The 16,692-nt window shown below is 64.6% G+C and carries 15 protein-coding genes; 9 read left to right on the top strand and 6 right to left on the bottom strand.

Annotated elements, in window-relative coordinates:
• From A8950_RS17865 to A8950_RS17855, 3 genes are all read right to left on the bottom strand, one after another.
• On the bottom strand, positions 1–945 hold the full coding sequence (locus A8950_RS17865; RefSeq protein ID WP_133615040.1) for a DMT family transporter: 945 nt from the start codon (positions 943–945) through the stop codon (positions 1–3).
• Positions 946–1,047: 102 nt separating this feature from the next.
• Positions 1,048–1,746 (bottom strand): RluA family pseudouridine synthase, encoded by a 699-nt coding sequence (locus tag A8950_RS17860; protein WP_133615039.1) that lies wholly within the window; start codon positions 1,744–1,746, stop codon positions 1,048–1,050.
• Between the two features lie 11 nt (positions 1,747–1,757).
• Positions 1,758–2,732, bottom strand: coding sequence for a LysR substrate-binding domain-containing protein (locus A8950_RS17855; RefSeq protein ID WP_133615038.1), 975 nt, complete (start codon positions 2,730–2,732; stop codon positions 1,758–1,760).
• Positions 2,733–3,140: 408 nt separating this feature from the next.
• Between A8950_RS17855 and A8950_RS17850 the strand changes: the two genes are divergently transcribed.
• From A8950_RS17850 to A8950_RS17810, 9 genes are all read left to right on the top strand, one after another.
• Positions 3,141–4,232 (top strand): ABC transporter ATP-binding protein, encoded by a 1,092-nt coding sequence (locus A8950_RS17850; protein WP_243735692.1) that lies wholly within the window; start codon positions 3,141–3,143, stop codon positions 4,230–4,232.
• 6 nt (positions 4,233–4,238) lie between these two features.
• Positions 4,239–5,195: an ABC transporter permease gene (locus tag A8950_RS17845; protein ID WP_133615036.1), complete on the top strand. Its 957-nt coding sequence runs from the start codon at positions 4,239–4,241 to the stop codon at positions 5,193–5,195.
• Entirely contained in the window at positions 5,188–5,991 is an 804-nt protein-coding gene (locus A8950_RS17840; protein ID WP_133615035.1) for an ABC transporter permease, read from the top strand. Before A8950_RS17845 ends, A8950_RS17840 begins: the two co-directional genes overlap by 8 nt.
• 81 nt (positions 5,992–6,072) lie before the next feature.
• On the top strand, positions 6,073–7,107 hold the full coding sequence (locus A8950_RS17835) for an extracellular solute-binding protein (protein WP_133615034.1): 1,035 nt from the start codon (positions 6,073–6,075) through the stop codon (positions 7,105–7,107).
• 49 nt (positions 7,108–7,156) lie between these two features.
• On the top strand, positions 7,157–8,344 hold the full coding sequence (locus A8950_RS17830) for a serine hydrolase domain-containing protein (protein ID WP_133615033.1): 1,188 nt from the start codon (positions 7,157–7,159) through the stop codon (positions 8,342–8,344).
• Complete coding sequence (locus A8950_RS17825) at positions 8,337–9,509, top strand: serine hydrolase domain-containing protein (protein WP_133615032.1); 1,173 nt, start codon at positions 8,337–8,339, stop codon at positions 9,507–9,509. The genes A8950_RS17830 and A8950_RS17825 overlap by 8 nt, the downstream gene beginning before the upstream one ends.
• A gap of 14 nt (positions 9,510–9,523) precedes the next feature.
• A complete protein-coding gene (locus A8950_RS17820; RefSeq protein WP_133615031.1) occupies positions 9,524–10,966 on the top strand; it encodes an amidase in 1,443 nt (480 codons plus the stop codon).
• A gap of 164 nt (positions 10,967–11,130) precedes the next feature.
• On the top strand, positions 11,131–12,165 hold the full coding sequence (locus A8950_RS17815) for a histone deacetylase family protein (protein ID WP_133615030.1): 1,035 nt from the start codon (positions 11,131–11,133) through the stop codon (positions 12,163–12,165).
• Positions 12,155–13,525 (top strand): alkaline phosphatase family protein, encoded by a 1,371-nt coding sequence (locus A8950_RS17810; protein WP_133615029.1) that lies wholly within the window; start codon positions 12,155–12,157, stop codon positions 13,523–13,525. Before A8950_RS17815 ends, A8950_RS17810 begins: the two co-directional genes overlap by 11 nt.
• A 30-nt stretch (positions 13,526–13,555) precedes the next feature.
• Here the strand turns inward: A8950_RS17810 and A8950_RS17805 are convergent, their stop codons facing one another.
• The 3 genes from A8950_RS17805 to A8950_RS17795 are packed head-to-tail and all read right to left on the bottom strand — an operon-like array spanning position 13,556 to position 16,684.
• Entirely contained in the window at positions 13,556–15,649 is a 2,094-nt protein-coding gene (locus A8950_RS17805; RefSeq protein ID WP_133615028.1) for a serine protease, read from the bottom strand.
• A 41-nt stretch (positions 15,650–15,690) separates the two neighbouring features.
• The gene (locus A8950_RS17800) at positions 15,691–16,182 is read right to left on the bottom strand and encodes a class I SAM-dependent methyltransferase (RefSeq protein WP_133615027.1); all 492 of its coding nucleotides are present in this window, start codon (positions 16,180–16,182) and stop codon (positions 15,691–15,693) included.
• A gap of 49 nt (positions 16,183–16,231) precedes the next feature.
• A complete protein-coding gene (locus A8950_RS17795) occupies positions 16,232–16,684 on the bottom strand; it encodes a cyclic nucleotide-binding domain-containing protein (RefSeq protein WP_133615026.1) in 453 nt (150 codons plus the stop codon).
• Between the last annotated feature and the right edge of the window lie 8 nt (positions 16,685–16,692).

Raw genomic sequence — 16,692 nt, 5'->3', positions numbered from 1 at the left:
TCAACGAGGCGACCGCCGCGGACCGATCGCCCCTGTCGCCAGCATCAGGCCAAGGGTCACCGTGGCGATGCCGAAACAGGCGACGATATCCGGATACTCGCCGAGGACCGGGATGGCGAGGAGGGCGCCCAATGCCGGGACCAAAGAAGAGAAGGTGGCGGCACGCTGTGCCCCCAGATGCTGGATGGCGATGCCATAGGCGGCGAGTGCCAGGATGCCGGAAACGATCGCCTGGTAGACGCCATGGAGGGCGATCTCCGCCCAAGGCAGGCGGAAGACGGCGAGGCCCGAGGTGGCGAGGTAATAGGGCGAGAACAGCAGGCAGGACCCCACCGCCACCACGGCGGTCGCCATCCAGGGGTCGAGACCCGAGCGCTTCTGCGCCTGGGTGAAGCCGGCCCAGAGCGCGGCCGAGAGCAGCATCAGCAGGTAGCCCACCCAGGCATGGCCGAGGTCGTTTTCAAGAATGTGGAAAATGCCGAAGCCACCCACCGCGATATCGCCCAGCACGATCAGGCCGAGGCCGAGATAGCGCCACAGGCCGAGCCTCTCGCCGAACAGCAGCAGGCCATAGAAGGCCACGAAAAGCGGCATGGTGCCCGGCATCAGCACGCCGACATGGGCGGCTGGCGCATGCTGCATCGATGCGCCCGCTGCCAGCATATATGGCGCCCCGGCGCCCAGGATCATGAAGCTGTATTGCCGCCAGTTGCGCCAGGCGAGCTGGGCCCGGCGCCGCCAGAACAGCGGCAGCAGCACGGCGGCACCCAGCAGATAGCGGAGGAAAACGATGTCTTCGGGGGTGAAGCTGGTAGTGACGCTGAGTCGCGTCAGCACGATCCAGCCACCCCAAAGGGCGACGGCGGTGAGGGCGCCGGCGACGCCGAGCAGGATGTTCCCGGCCGGCTGGCCGGTGGCAAGGGCAGTGGTGGGGGCGGCTGTCATGATGGCCGGATGTTAGGCGAAACGGGGGCGGCCAATCATTGCAAATGTTGCGGATTCTCAGGCAGTTGGCGCATGGCAGGTCAGCTTCGGGCGCGCAGCGTCTCAACCCGCATAGCCGCAGGCCCTGAGGGCCGCCAGCATATGGGCGGGCGGCGGGGCTTCGGTCCGGATCGGCTCCTTCTTCGGATAGAGCGGCAGGACCAGGGCGCGGGCATGCAGATGCAAGGGTGCTGTCGGCCTGGGCGACCCCGGTTCCAGATATTGCGGCTCGCCCAGGATTGGTGCGCCGATATGGGCAAGATGGACGCGGATCTGGTGCGTGCGCCCGGTGCGGGGTTTGAGTTCGAGCCAAGTCAGGCCGTTGCCGCTCCCCAGCACGCGGTAATCGGTGATGGATTTCTGGCCATCCCCGTCCTCGGCTCCGACCACGATCATGCGCCAGCCGCCGGCCCGGGTGCTGATCTTCTTCAAGGGGGCATCTATTGTGCCGGTAGCCGTCGGCGGCGGGCTGGTGGTGACCGCCCAATAGGTCTTTTCGACCCTGCCTTCCTGGAACAGCTTGCCGAGGCGCGAGAGCCCCTTGTGCTGGCGCCCGAGGGCGAGACAGCCCGAGGTGTCGCGGTCGAGGCGATGGGCCAGCGCCGGCGGCTTGGGCAGGCCGAAGCGCAGATGCTCGAAATGGCGCTCCAGATTGTCGCCGCCCCCCGGCCCCTTGTGGACGGGGAGCCCGGCCGGCTTGTCCAGCACCAGGACGAGCCCGTCGCGATAAAGCAGGCGGGCCTGGATTTCCGCGGCGTCCATGCGAAGACTGCTCAGGCCGGAATCGCGGGGGCGTCGCCGGCTTCCGGCACCGGCTGTTCCGCCAGGGCGGCGATTGCCCAGGAGCGGAAGGCGGCGATGCGGGCCAGTTCCACCTCGTCCGGTCGGCAGACCAATGTATAGGTGCGACCGGTCAGCATGTTGATCTTGAACGGCGCCACCAACCTGCCGGAATTCACCTCGTCCTGGCAAAGGCGCGAATCCACTTCGGTGACGCCACCGCCGGCGATGGCGGCCTGTACCGCCTGGTCCGCGGTTTCCACCACCAGGCCGCGCTCGACCGGCACGCCGCCAAGGCCCAATTGCCGCGCCAGCAGGCGCCAGTCATACCAGGAATCGTTGCCCTGGCGCACATGCAGGAGCGGTGCCTTGGCGATCATCGTCTTCAAATCCGGCCAGTTGGATTTGGCGATGAGGGCAGGGGCGGCCAGCGGGCCGGAGCGCTCCCGCATCAGCACATCGGCCACCAGCCCATCTGCCTCCGTCTCGCCGAACAGGATCGCCATGTCATGGCCCGAATTGCGGAAATCCGGGTTGACGGGCGGCGTTTCGATGCGGATCTCGAGATCGGGATGCATCGCCTGGAATTCCGGCAGGCGCGGCAGCAGGATGCGGCGCGCATAGGTGGGCGGGACAGCCAGGCTCAAGGGCGGTTTCTTGGACTGGCGCCGGAACGAGCCGATGACCTGGTCCATCCGGTCGAAACTGTCGGTCAGGACCGGCAGCAGGCGCTTGCCCTCCTCGGTCAGTTCCAGTTGCGCCTTCCTCAGGAACAGGGGCACGCCGATGATGTCCTCCAGGTTCTTCACCTGACGGCTGACGGCGCTTTGCGTCACCAGCAATTCGTCGGCGGCTTTGGTAAAGCTGAGGAAGCGTGCCACCGCCTCGAAGGCGCGCAATGCGTTCAAGGGCGGCAGTTGGCGACGGGTCCGGTTGCGGGCGGTGGTCATCAGGCGGGCCTGCTTCATGAACGTCCCGGTGCGCGGCCCGGGGCAGCCGGCATTCCGCAAGCAATCGCGGCCGGCCGAAGCGGCGCCGTTCTGCGGGGCGGCGCAATCTAGCAAAAAGCGGGCGGGAAATAAGACCGGAAATTGAACCCGGCCTCGGCAATTTCCACGCTGCCTGCCGCAATTGCCCCCGGCGAAGCCAGCACCGCCGAATTGCAGGCGGCGGCTAGAGCAGATTTAAACGCTGTCATAGAATGAATATTCCCCAAGGATATTTCATTTTTTTGCCAGACTGAGATTGACCTTATCCACCGATGCCCTAATCTGAGGCCGCGCTAAGTCCTGGCCCGCGACATGAGGCCAACCCGCAGTGCCGCTTTGCCGGCGTTGCGGGAGGATCGCGCCAACAGGGCATGGGGGCTGAATATCGTGTCGGCTGCGGTGGCTGTCGAAGCCAAGAATGTAAGCAAGATTTTCGGTGCCGGGGTGGGCGAGGTGCGCGCCCTCGACAACGTCTCGGTCACCATCCGTCAGAACGAATTCTTCACATTGCTGGGACCGTCCGGCTGCGGCAAGACCACCTTGCTGCGCCTTATCGCCGGCTTCGAGATGCCGACCGAGGGCTCGATCCTGCTGGACGGGGAAGAGGTGGCGCATCTGCCGCCGTTCAAGCGGCATGTAAATACCGTATTCCAGAACTATGCCCTGTTCCCGCACATGACGGTGGCGCAGAACGTGGCCTTCGGACTCGAGATGCTGGGCAAGGGCAAGGCCGAGGTGCAGCAGACGGTCGCCGCCATGCTGAAGCTCGTGCGCATGGAGGAATTGAAGGACCGCCGCACCAGCCAGATCTCCGGCGGTCAGCAGCAGCGCGTGGCGCTGGCGCGCGCGCTGGCACCGCGACCCAAGGTGCTGCTGCTGGACGAGCCGCTGTCGGCGCTGGACCTCAAGCTGCGCAAGGAAATGCAGATCGAGTTGAAGCGCATGCAGCTCGAGACCGGCATCACCTTCATCTTCGTCACCCACGACCAGGAGGAAGCCCTGACCATGTCGGACCGCATTGCGGTCATGTCGAAGGGCAACATTCTCCAGGTCGGCTCGCCGACCGAAATCTACGAACACCCGGCCGACCGGTTCGTCGCAGACTTCATCGGCGAGACGAATTTCATCGAGGCGGAAGTCACCGAGCGCATCGGCGACGATGGCAGGATCAAGCTGCCCTCCGGCATTCAGGTGCCGCACAAGGTGACGACCAGCGCCGGGGTGGGCAGCCGCGTCACCCTGGCCATCCGGCCGGAGCGTATCGATCTGGTGAAGGCGGATGCCGACGCGCATTTCACCGGCAAGGTCAGCAATATCGTCTATTTCGGCACCGATACCACCTTCCACATCGATCTGGAATCGGGCCAGGGAGTAACGGTTCGCATGCAGAACCGGCTCGGCCACCGCGATGTGCTGCAAGTAGGCGATGTCGTCGGCCTCAGGGTTGAGCCTGAGGCGATGCAGGTTCTGCGGGACTGACGCATCATGGCCGCCAACGCCACAGTGAAGTCTGCCCCTCCTGCGACGAGCGCAGCGGAAGCCGCCGCCGCCTTCGAGCGCCGCGACACCCGCAACCGCTGGCTGCTCTCGGCGCCGGCCCTTGCCATCCTGTTCTTCGCCTCGATCGGACCGCTCGGGATCGTCGTGGTCTATTCATTCCTGACCAAGGGCGGATATGGCGGCGTCGAATGGAAGTTCTCGACCGACGCCTGGGCCAGCGTGTTCTTCACGCGCGACATCTTTGACGACACGCTGGGCTTTGCGGATGCCCATCTCTCGATCTTCTGGCGTTCGCTCAGGCTGTCCTTTCTCACCACTCTGCTGGCGCTGGTGGTCGGCTTCCCGACCGCCTATTTCATCGCGACAAGGCCCGAGAAGACGCGTGCGCTGTGGCTGTTCCTGATCACCATCCCGTTCTGGACCAACCTGCTCATCCGCACCTTTGCCATCATGGAAGTGATCCGCAACGAGGGCATCGTGAACTCGATCCTCATCGGCCTCGGCATCATCGACCAGCCGCTGCAGATCATGTTCACCGACACCGCGGTGATGCTGGGCCTGCTCTATGTCTATCTGCCGCTGATGGTGCTGCCGCTCTATGCCAGCATGGAGCGAATCGACTTCCGCCTGGTCGAGGCCGGGTACGACCTCTATGCCAATCGCCTGCAGGTGCTGCGTCGCGTGATCCTCCCTCTGGTCAAGCCCGGTGTCATTGCCGGTTCGATCCTGGTCTTCATTCCCTCGCTCGGTGCCTATGTGACGCCGCGCGTCCTTGGCGGCGGGCGCAACATGATGCTCGGCAATCTGATCGAGCTGCAGTTCGGCCAGGGCCGCAACTGGCCGCTTGGCTCCGCCCTTTCCATCACCCTGATGGTGGTGGTCATGGTGGCGCTGCTGTTCTACGTGAAGAACGCCGGCAAGAGCGGGGTGCGTCATGGCTAGGGCGCATTTCGACGTCAAGAAGCAGACCGGCTTCACCACCATCGCCCTGTTCTGCTTCGTCATGCTCTATGCGCCGATCCTGACGCTGGTGGTCTATTCCTTCAATGCCGGTACCTCGATCGCGATCTGGGAGGGCTTTTCCTGGCGCTGGTACGAATCCGCCTTCGCCAACGAGCAGGTCCAGGATGCCGCGATCCGCTCGGTCATCATCGCCAGTTTCGCCGCCTTCGTCTCGACGATCGTCGCCACGATGGCGGCCCTGGCGACGACGCGCACCCGACCCTTCACCGGCATCACCTTCATCTTTGCCAGCATCAACCAGCCCCTGATGGTGCCCGAGATCGTCACCGGCGTCGCCCTGCTGATCTTCTTCGCCATCATCAAGATCGAGACCGGCTATACCGGCCTGGCCTATCTGCTGATCGCCCACACCGCCTTCTGCATTCCCTTCGCCTATCTGCCGATCCGGGCCAGGCTCGAAAACATGGATCTCTCGCTGGAACGCGCTGCGGCGGACCTTTACGCGACACCCTGGCGGACCTTCCGCTACGTCACCCTGCCGCTGCTCTGGCCCGGTATCCTGGCCGGCGGCATGCTGGCCTTCGTCATCTCGCTTGACGATGTTGTGATCACCGAACTGGTCAAATCTGCAGGACAGGACACGCTGCCCACTTATATGCTGGGCCAGATGCGGCGTATCATGACGCCGGAAATGAACGCCATCTCGACGGTATTCCTGGCGATTTCGATCCTGATGGTGACCGTGTTCTTCCTGCTCAACCGGAAGAAATCATGACAGTCGGATCGTGCCTGGCGGTGCGGATCCGGTAGACGAACGAAAACGAGGAACCGAGGATTCGGGAAACAGGAGGGTAATATGATCTCGAAGACGAAAATTGCCGCGACGGCGGTAACCTTTGCGCTGCTGAGCGGACCGGCCCTGGCCGATGGCGAGCTCAACATCTACAACTGGGGCAACTATACCAGCCCGGAACTCCTCAAGAAATTCGAGGAAACCTACAACGTCAAGGTGACGGTCACCGACTACGACGCCAACGACACGGCACTGGCCAAGATCAAGGCCGGCGGCCATGGCTTCGACATCGTCGTGCCCAGCCACAACTACGTGCCGATCTTCATCCAGGAAGGCCTGCTGCTCGAGACCAAGCCGAACCAGATGGAGAATTTCAAGCACGTCGATCCGCAATGGGTCGATGTCGACTTCGATCCGGGCCGCAACTACACGGTTCCCTGGCAGTGGGGCACCACCGGCATCACGGTCAACCGCAAGGCCTATCAGGGCGACATCAACACATGGGCGATTCTGTTCGACACCCCGGCCGAGCTGAAGGGCAAGGTCAACGTGGTGCCGGAAATGAGCGACGTGATCGCCGGCGGCCTCGCCTATCTCGGCTTCAGCACCAATTGCAACGGCAACAAGGAAGAGCTGAAGCAGGTGCGTGACCTGCTCTTGAAGGCGAAGCCCGACTGGATCTCGATGGATTACGGCAATGTCGAGAAGTACGCCAAGGAAGATTTGATGGCGGGCCTCAACTGGAACGGCGCCTCGCTGCGCGCACGTCTGCAGAACTCGAACATCGAATATGGCTATCCGAAGGAGGGCATCGCGGTCTGGATGGACAACGTCTCGGTCCTGGCCGATGCCAAGAATGTCGAGAACGCGAAGCTGTTCCAGAACTTCATCATGGACCCGCAGAACGCGGCGATGATCTCCGACTTCGCGCAGTATGCCAACGGCATCCTGGGCAGCGGCGAGTTCATCCAGAACAAGGACTTCGCCACGGCGCCGGAGATTGTCATGCCGGAAGGCCAGAAGACCTTCATCATGCCGGCCTGCCCGCCGGAAGTGACGGAACTCTATACCGCGATCTGGACCGAACTGACCAAGTAAGTCCGGCAAGAACCCCGGCAGCCCTGAGGCTGCCGGGGTTTTTCGTGTCATGGCCGAACAACCCACCAGGATCATCCGGCGCGGCGACATTCCGCGTGAAGACTGGGACCGCGCGCCCTGGAACCGCTGGTCGTTCCAGCATCTGCGCGAAATCCTGCCCAGCGCCGAGGTGTGGCGCGGCGACGGCCCCGTCGCCGAATTGAAGCGGCGACCGCAGAATCTGGGCGACATCCGCTTTTCGAGTGCCCGCGGCGACATCTCGGTTGCCGGTTTCCTCGACCATTCCCATACCGACGGCTTCATCGTGCTCCACCGCGGCGAGGTGGTGTTCGAGCGCTACATGAACGGCATGACCGAGCGCTCGCTGCATTTGAGCCAGTCGGTCGCCAAATCCTTCTGCGGCGCCCTGGTCGGCATCGCCGCCGCTGCCGGTGCGGTCGACCCGCAAAAACCGGTGACGCATTACCTGCCGGAACTGAAGGCGACCGCCTATGACGGTGCCCTTGTTCAGCACATCCTCGACATGGGGTCGGGCGTCGCCTATTCCGAGGAATACACCGATCCCTATTCAGATGTCGGCCGCACCGATGTCGCCTCCGGCTGGAAACAAAAGCCGAAGGGCGACACGCGCGACTGGCCGCGCTCCATGTGGCAGCAGGTTCTTACCCTGAAGAAGCGCGAGGCCGAGCATGGCAGCCGCTTCAACTACCGCTCGATCGAAACCGATGTGCTCGCCTTCATGTTGGAACGCGTTTCCGGCCTGCGCCTGCCGGAACTGCTGAGCCGCGAGATCTGGCAGAAGATGGGGATGGAAGAGGGGGCCTATTACACCATTGACCCGGAGGGGTATGCCCTGGCCGATGGCGGGCTCAATGCCTGCCTGCGCGATTACGCGCGGTTCGGCCAGATGGTGGCGCAGGACGGCTTCTACAATGACCGCCAGGTCGTGCCCGAAGCCTGGATCCGCGAGACGCGGCGCGGCAATCCGGACCTGTTCGGGGCCGATTACCGGGCAACCATGCCGAGGGGCGCCTATCGCAACCAGTTCTGGATCGAGGATTTCGAGAAACCGGTGCTGGAATGCCACGGCGTCTTTGGCCAGTGGATCCATAGCGACCCGGAACATGATCTCGTGATCGCCAAACTCTCGAGCTGGCCCGACTTCCTCGACGACGCACAATTCCTCGAGGCGCGGGCTGCCGCCCATGCCATCAAGCGGGCATTGATCCATGGTTGACCACAGCAACCTCGCTTATCCGCCGCGCGACGGCTGGGATCGGGCGCCCTGGAACCGCTGGTCGTTCCAGCATGTGCGGGAACTGGTGCCGACCGCCGAGGTCTGGCGCGGAAGGGGACCGGCCAGCGACCTGCCGCGCGCGATGCGGCAGATCGACGAGATTCCGTTCGACGGCGTCAATGGCCGCTCGACCGTGCGTCGCTTCCTCGACGAGACCTATACCGACGGCTTCATCGTGCTGTATCGCGGCGCGATCGTCGCCGAACGCTACATGAACGGAATGACCGAGCGCACGCGGCATCTCAGCCAATCGGTCGGCAAGTCGCTGATCGGCATCCTCGCCGGCATCCTGGCGGCGCGCGGGCTGCTCGATACAGGTGCGCCCCTTGTCAGGTATCTGCCGGAACTCAGCGACACCGCCTACCGCGACGCCCGCATCGACCATGTCCTCGACATGACCTCCGGTGTCGCCTTCGATGAAACCTACACCGACCCCTTTTCCGACATAGCCAAGATCGACGTCGCCTGCGGCTGGCGGCCGCGCCCGGATGACGGGCGCAACTGGCCGCGCACCTGCTGGGATGTAGTGCTGGGTCTCAAGAAACTGGAGGCCGAGCATGGCGCGCGCTTCTCCTACCGGTCGATCGAGACCGACGTGCTGGCCTTCGCCTGCGAGCGCGCCGCCGGCAGGCGCCTGCCGGAACTGGTGAGTGAATTTCTCTGGCAGCCGCTGGGAGCCGAAGAGAGCGCCGATTACACGGTCGACGAAGCCGGCTATGCGCTGGCCGATGGCGGCTTCAACGCAACGCTCAGGGATTATGCCCGCTTCGGCGAAATGCTGACCCGCGATGGCCTCTTCAACGGTCGGCAGATCGTGCCGGCGGAATGGGTCCAGGGCTGCCGCTTCGGCGATCATGACAGGTTTACCGGCGATTACCGCGCGGCAACGCCCATGGGCGCCTACAAGCGCCAGTTCTGGCATGAGGATCATCGGACACCGGTACTGCTCTGCCGCGGCGTCTTCGGCCAGCTGATTTACAGCGATCCCGCCCATGACTTCACGGCGGTGAAACTGTCGTCCTGGCCGGATTTCCGCAACAATGCGCTACTCAGGGAGACGCTGGCGGCGCTGAATGCTATCAAGCATGTCCTGAACAAATCGTGAGAAAGGGGAGTGTGATGGTCGACGAGGATCTGATCTACAAGACCGCGACCGAAGTGGCGGCGCTGTTCCGCAAACGGAAATTGTCGCCGGTCGAATACATGAAGGCGATCATCGCCCGCTCGGAGGACGCGCAGAAGAAGATCAACGCCTTCACATTCACCCATTACGACGAGGCGCTGGAACTCGCCAAGGCGGCGGAAGCCAGGTTCATGAAGAAGGACGGCCGCGTCGGCCCGCTCGAAGGCCTGCCCATCGCCGTCAAGGATGAAAGCTGGATCGCCGGCAAGCCGACCTCCTATGGCTCGCTCACGACGGGAAAGAAATTCTATACGCCGGACCGCACCTCGCCGAACAATGAGCGCATCATGAAGGCGGGCGGCATCGTGCATGCCCGCACGGCGACGCCGGAATTCTCCTGCGCCTCCTACACCCATACCCGGCTCTGGGGCGTCACGCGCAATCCCTGGAACCGGCGCTATACCCCGGGCGGTTCCTCGGGCGGGTCGGGTGCGGCACTTGCCGCGGGCATGGCGCCGCTCGCCACCGGTTCCGATATCGGCGGTTCGATCCGCATTCCGGCTGGGGCCAGCGGTGTCGTCGGCTTCAAGCCGCCCTATGGCCGCAACCCGGACGATCCGCCCTTCAACCTCGATCCCTATTGCCATACCGGACCGATGACGCGCTCGATCCAGGACGCGATCCTGCTGCAGAACATCATGTGCGGGCCGAGCCCCCATGACATCGCCTCGCTCCGCCCGAAGCTGCGCCTACCCACCGAATACAAGCCGATCAAGGGCTGGCGGATCGCCTATTCCTTCGACCTCGGCGTCTACGAGGTCGATCACGACGTTGTCGCCAACATGAAAAAGGCGCTGCGCGTCTTCAAGAGTCTTGGCGCCACCGTCGAGGAAGTGGATCTGGGCTGGGGCCGCGAGGCGATCGAGACGCCGATGCGGCATCTCGAGCATCTGTTCGGCACCCAGCTGGCGCTGACCGCCAAGAAGCACGCCAAGATCATGACCACCTATGCCAAGAACTTCGCGCGCAAGGGCGCGAAGTCGAAGGCCAGCGACTTCTACAAGTCGATGGAAGGTGCGGTCCGCATGTACAAGACCTTCGGACCGATGATGGAAAGGTTCGACATCTTCATCTGCCCGACCAACGCCCTGCCGGCGGTAAAGGCCGATTTCGACGAGAACAAGGACGAGGTGCGCATCAACGGCAAGGTCTCGCCCCTGCCCAAGGTGCTGGCCTGGTGCATGACGCCGCCCTTCAACACGCTCTCGCGTTGCCCGGTGCTGGCGGTCCCGACCGGCCATGCCGCCAACGGCGTGCCGACCTCGATCCAGATCGTCGGCAAGACCTATAGCGATGCCGACGTGTTCCGGGCCGGCATCGCCTACGAGACCGCGCTGGGTGGCTGGTATGGCAGCCGCAGGGCACGCCCGGTTCTCTGATCGACGGTGCTGTCGCGATCAGGTTTCCGGCGGACCCTACCCGGCAGTCCGCCGGGCCAGTTACCGGATCGTTAATATTTGACTGCCATGATCCCGGCGCTGCAGTCTGCGGCGCCGGGATTTTGCTGGCTGCTCCTGCCGGATTTGCAGAAGGTTTTACGGGAATGAGAACGGTATTCAGCGAGGATCATCGCCTGCAGGACGGGCGCAGCGAGTTGATCGAGGGGCAATTTGTGCCGGTCAACGAGATGCCGCGCCGGGCCGAGATCGTGATCGACCGTGTCCGCGCCACGAAACTGGGCGAGGTGCTGCCGGCCCGGGATTTCGGACTCGACCCGATCCTGCGGGTGCATGACCGCGGCCTCGTCGGCTTCCTGCAGAGCGCCTGGGATGAATGGGCGGCGACCGGCCGAACCTTCGATGCGCTGCCCCATGTCTGGCCGGTGCCGGGTCTCGGGCGGCGCCTCTCCGATTCCATCGACGGCCGGCTCGGCTACTACGCGATCGATGCCGGAACACCGATCATGTCCGGTACATGGAAGGCGGTTCAGGCGTCGGCCAATGTGGCGCTGACCGCACAGAAGCTGGTGGCGACCGGCGAACGCGCCGTCTTTGCCCTCTGCCGCCCGCCAGGCCATCATGCCGGCAGTGACTTCTATGGCGGCTATTGCTTCCTCAATAATGCCGGCATCGCGGCCCAGGCCTTCCTCGACCAGGGTGCCAGGCGCGTTGCCATCCTCGACGTCGATTATCATCACGGCAACGGCACGCAGCAGATGTTCTATGGGCGCAGCGACGTACTCACCGTTTCGCTGCATGCCGATCCCAGACAGGAATTCCCCTATTTCCTCGGCTATGCCGACGAGATAGGCGAGGGAGCGGGCGAAGGCTATCACCAGAACTTTCCCCTGCCCTGGGGCACCGACTGGCGCAGCTATTCGGAGGCGCTGGAGCTTGCCGGCAAGCGCATCCAGCAATGCGGCGCCGATGCCCTGGTGATTTCTCTCGGCCTCGACACCTTCGAGGAGGATCCGATCTCGCGCTTCAAGCTGAGGCATGACGACTATTTTCGTCTCGGCGAGCGTATCGCCTGGATGGATCTGCCGACCCTCTTCATCATGGAAGGCGGCTATGCGGTCGAGGCGCTGGGCGTCAATACCGTCAATGTGCTGATGGGATTCGAACAGCGTGGCGGATAGCAGCATGCTCGGCGGCCGGGAGAAGGGCGGCGGGGGCGAAAGGGGCTGGCTGCGCGGCATCTTGCTGAAGCCGCCGGTGTTGCTTCTGCTGATCGGCATCATCATTCCCAACCTGATCTTCGTCTCACTGGCACTCGCCGGCCTGACCGTGCCGCCGCGCACGCTGCCGATCATCCTTTACGTGCTGATCGCGGCCAGCCTGCGTTTCCTGCCACCGGCTGCGGTCGCCGTGCTCTATTTCGCGGCGCTGCTGTTCGATGTGGTCTATTGCACGACGCAGTTCTTCGGCCTGGCGCCGCAGGAGGCTCTCTTCGCGCTGCAGTTCTTCGGCGAACTGGACATTCTGAACTCGCAACTGTATGCGCTGCTCACCGTCACGGTCGTGGCCAGCGTGGGCGGCATCCTGTTCCTGCTGCTGCGCCATGGACGGCATGCGGCGGGGGGCAGCTGGTCCCTGATGCTGCTGGGCGGTCTCATTCTGATCCCGACCGATATCATCGCCAATGCACCGCTGCAGGCCGGCAACAGGTTCGGTTTCAGCCTGGGAACGGAGCCGGCCTTTGACTCGGCGATGCTCAATTCCGGCTACCAGGCGCTGATCGACGCGCCGCAAGACCGCAAGATGCTGGTCATCATCGTCGAGGCGATGGGGCGCTTTGCCGATCCGGCGCATCAGAAGCTGCTCGACGACGCCCTGGCGACACCGGCACTCACGGCCGGCTACCGGATCAGCAGCGGTCACAATTCCTTCTTCGGATCAACCACCGCGGGCGAAATGCGGGAATTGTGCGGCACACGCCGTTCCTATATCGAGCTGCTGGATCAGGACATGACCGAATGCACGCCCTTCCGCCTGCAGGCGCAGGGCTACCGTACCGTCGGCTATCACGGGTTCAGCCCGGAGATGTTCCAGCGCAGCCAATGGTGGCCGCATATCGGCCTGACCGATCCGCGCTTCGGAACGGATGTGCATCAATCGGGCCAGCGCCTTTGCGGCGAGGTGTTCGTCGGCGTATGCGATCCGGACATCCTGTCCCATATCGCCGCCGATCTGCGGGCGGACGGGCCCCAATTCGTCTATCTACTTACCCTCAACACCCATATCCCGGTGCCGCTGAGCGAGGCCTATGGCCATCTCGATTGCGAGGGCAAGGACCCGATCGGCGATTTCGGCGTCTGTCTCATGGTGGATCAGTGGATCGAACTGCTGCGCGGCATCGGCGCCATGCTGACCGAGCCCGGCATGCCGCCGGTCGAGGTGCTGATCGTCGGCGATCATGCGCCGCCGCTCTGGTATCGCAAGGCGCGCGATTTGTTCGAGCAGGGCCATGTGAGCTGGTACCGCCTGACCCCGCGCTGAGGCAGCGGTGCGAGGCGACGGCCGGGCTGGTCAGTTGGTCTGCTTGAGGAAGGCGCCGCCGCCCAGACGCTCCAGATAGGCCCGGGCGAGGTCGAATTCCAGGAACTGGCTGAGGTCGAGCGCCACGGCCGCGGCGAGATGCGCCCGTGCCGTCGCCTGATCGCCTTCGATATAGGCCGCCATGCCGAGATAGAAGTGCCGGTCGAAGGCCTGGTAGTTCCGGGCGGTGTCGTTGCCCCGGTCGACCCGCTGCTCCAGCGCAGTAGCTGACAGCCGCCCGAGGAAATGGCGGGCGAGCGGTCCCGGCCACTCATCCGCCGGCCAGCGCCCGAGCAGCGTTTCGAGTTCCTGTCTCGCCTCGTCGGTCCGGCCAGCTTCACTGAGAACGAGAAACAGCAGCAGCGGGTCGAAGGGCTCCTTCGGATCAAGTTCGCCCGCCTTGCGGAAATCGGCGATGGCTCCGTCGAGATCGCCGAGGATCTGCCGGATCGTGCCGCGCAGGGCCGTGGTCGGCCCGCTTTCAGGGTCCAGCGCCAGGGCCCGATCGACCTCGGCCAGAGCCAGTTCGGCGCCGCCGGCGTGAAGGTAGAACACCGCGCGGGCGCTGATCGCGGCCGGCATGTCCTGCTCGATCTCCAGCGCGCGGTCGACATCGGCGAAGGCGGCGGCGAGATCGCCGCGGCGCGCGTTGAAATGCGCTCGCTGCACATAGATGAAGGCAAGATCGGGCTCGGCGGCGATGGCCGCGTCGTAATCGGCGTCGGCGTCGGCGAACCTTCCCAGCTCTGCCTGCGCACTGGCGCGCGACAGCAGGGCGACGACGTTGTCGGGTTCTGCCTGCAGGACGCGGTCGTATTCCTCCGTCGCCGCCTCGTAGTCGTAGGCGGATGCCAGCAATCCAGCCCGCGCGATGCGCAGGTTGACGTGATCGGGAAAGCGCTGGATGAGCCGGTCGATATCGGCCATGGCCGCCTTGGCATCGCCCAGCATCTTGTTGTCGCGCGCCGCTCGCAGCATTGCCCGGGCCTGCAGTGCCGCCGCGGAGTTCGGGTTTGTCGCCAGCGCGGCGGAGAAATCGTCCAGCGCCTTGGCCTCGTCCTTTGCCGCCTCGTACCACTTGCCGCGGCGCAGCAGCAGGGAGGCATCGCCGGGTTGCCGCCGCAGCGCCGCAGTCAGGTCCTCGATCGCGGTCTCGGGCACCTGTGCGTCATAGCCGGTGTCCGGTGCGTCGCCATGGCGGGCCAGATAGGTATCGATCCGTGGATCCTTCGGCAGATAGGGGGCGATCCGGGGCAGAAAGGCAGAAACCGGCACCGCCGTTGCCAGCAGGTCCAGATAGCTTGGGTCGGCCGGGTCGATAATCTGCGGACGCAGGATCTCGTCGGCATTCCTGGCCCGGCTGACGCTGGAAACCGTGATCGCCAATACCCGCGGCCATTCCTCGCCCGCTTCGGGACGGGCGGCGAGGACCGGCCCCCCGGAATTTCCCGGCAGGGTGGTGCAATCGTGCTGCCAGCCGGCTTCCTGCACCTGACCCAGCAGGGTGCAGCTTGGATCCATGGTCAGGTCCCGGTTGCCGCGATCTGCCGGATGCCCGGCCGCCGTGACGGCGCGTCGCCCGATCGAGCGCGTAAAGTCGCGCGTGGCGATCGGCAGCAGGTCGAAATGGCCGAAGCCGTCATCGCCCAGACAGCGGTCCAGCTTCAGCAGCGCCCAGTCGTTCCAGCTGTCCTTGCGCGAGGCTGCCGGCCGTGCCGCTTCGTCACCCTCTGCGGTCGGCTGATAGTCGCCCCAGACGACGGGGCGCGCCGGGGAACGGGCACCGAAGTAATCGGCACCGAGATCGGCCGGGCCCAGCCGGCCGGTGCCGGCGAAGAACAGCAGCACCTGATCGGCCGAGATGCCGTTGCTGTCGGCGACGACATGCGCCGCCGTCATGATGTGGCAGGGCGAGACCAAAAAGCCGGTGCCGGCCAGCGCCCCGTCGGCGTCGAGACGCAAAACCATGCCGACAGCCCCCATCGGCGTGCCGCGCTTCCGCTCGGCGGCAATGCGGTCGTCATCGGCAGCCGCGGCCGGGAATGCAGTCAGCAGAGAGAGCGCCACCGCGACAAGGGATGCCAACCTGCACGGCAAGGCATCGGGTCGTAGCTGGCGTCGGCCGCTCAAGCGCGTACTGCCATGAAATAGCGACCTCTTTCGACGCCGGGCGGTACTGGCAGCGGGCCAAGGCCGGATGCCGCCATCTCCTGGTCGCTCACCAGCACGGCGCCGGATGCCATCAGTTCGGCGACGGCAGGCGCGATGGCGGCAGCGAGCGCGCGGCTCGCCGCCGCGTCGCCGCTGCCCAGGTCGACATGGACCAGTGCCGCCCTGCCGCGGCCGAGCCGCTGCAGGGCTGCCGGCAACGTGGCGTCGAAATCGCCCAGGAACAGGCGATCCGGCGCCGGAATGCAGTCGGGATGCGCGGCGACTTGGCGGTCAAAGACATAGATTTCGCGATCCGGGCACAATGTCCGCAGATGGTCGAAGGTGCGGCCGTTGCCGAGGCCGAGTTCGAGCACGATGCCGGGCAGGTCGGCAGCCAGGCGCGCTGCCTCGCCGAGGCATTGACGCTGCGCTTCAAGGCGCCGGATGAAACTGTCGAGACGGCTCAATCTCGTCTGCGCAACAACACGCTGCGCCCTTCCTCAGACTTGCTGCCCCTCATTTGCGGGCGGCCACGGCTTCGCGCAACTGCACGTTCATGTGTTCGATGCGCTGCGCCAGTACCCGCATCACCTCGATCCCGATCGAGGGGAAATCCGTCACCATGCGGAAGAACAGCTCCTTGGTGATCTTCAGCGTGTTCGTGGCCTCGGTGGCGCGGATCGTCGCAGTGCGCGGCACGTCACAGAGAATGCCGATCTCGCCGACAAAGGCGCCGGGCCCGACAGTGGCCACCTTGAGCGGGCCGCCCGGCGTCTCGACCAGGATGTCGGCCGCACCGCTCAGCATGATATAGGCGGCATCGGCCGAATCGCCCTGGTTAAACAGAATGTCGCCCGGCTGGTAATGCGCCCGTTCGCTCGCGAAGGCCATCAGCTTCAGTTTGGCCGGCTCGACCTTGGCAAATAGTGGAATGCGCTTCAGCGCCTCGACGTCTTCCTGAATGCTCATGTCACCCA

This window comes from Dongia mobilis (genome assembly GCF_004363235.1).
Taxonomy (GTDB): Bacteria; Pseudomonadota; Alphaproteobacteria; order Dongiales; family Dongiaceae; genus Dongia; species Dongia mobilis.
This window is presented reverse-complemented; position numbering and strand designations above follow the sequence as displayed.

What these genes read in the sequence shown, in the direction of transcription:
- A8950_RS17865 (WP_133615040.1), bottom strand. Translation starts at nt 945, where the DNA reads ATGACAGCCGCCCCCACCACTGCCCTTGCCACCGGCCAGCCGGCCGGG.
- A8950_RS17860 (WP_133615039.1), bottom strand. Translation starts at nt 1,746, where the DNA reads ATGGACGCCGCGGAAATCCAGGCCCGCCTGCTTTATCGCGACGGGCTC.
- A8950_RS17855 (WP_133615038.1), bottom strand. Translation starts at nt 2,732, where the DNA reads ATGAAGCAGGCCCGCCTGATGACCACCGCCCGCAACCGGACCCGTCGC.
- A8950_RS17845 (WP_133615036.1), top strand. Translation starts at nt 4,239, where the DNA reads ATGGCCGCCAACGCCACAGTGAAGTCTGCCCCTCCTGCGACGAGCGCA.
- A8950_RS17840 (WP_133615035.1), top strand. Translation starts at nt 5,188, where the DNA reads ATGGCTAGGGCGCATTTCGACGTCAAGAAGCAGACCGGCTTCACCACC.
- A8950_RS17835 (WP_133615034.1), top strand. Translation starts at nt 6,073, where the DNA reads ATGATCTCGAAGACGAAAATTGCCGCGACGGCGGTAACCTTTGCGCTG.
- A8950_RS17830 (WP_133615033.1), top strand. Translation starts at nt 7,157, where the DNA reads ATGGCCGAACAACCCACCAGGATCATCCGGCGCGGCGACATTCCGCGT.
- A8950_RS17825 (WP_133615032.1), top strand. Translation starts at nt 8,337, where the DNA reads ATGGTTGACCACAGCAACCTCGCTTATCCGCCGCGCGACGGCTGGGAT.
- A8950_RS17820 (WP_133615031.1), top strand. Translation starts at nt 9,524, where the DNA reads ATGGTCGACGAGGATCTGATCTACAAGACCGCGACCGAAGTGGCGGCG.
- A8950_RS17815 (WP_133615030.1), top strand. Translation starts at nt 11,131, where the DNA reads ATGAGAACGGTATTCAGCGAGGATCATCGCCTGCAGGACGGGCGCAGC.
- A8950_RS17795 (WP_133615026.1), bottom strand. Translation starts at nt 16,684, where the DNA reads ATGAGCATTCAGGAAGACGTCGAGGCGCTGAAGCGCATTCCACTATTT.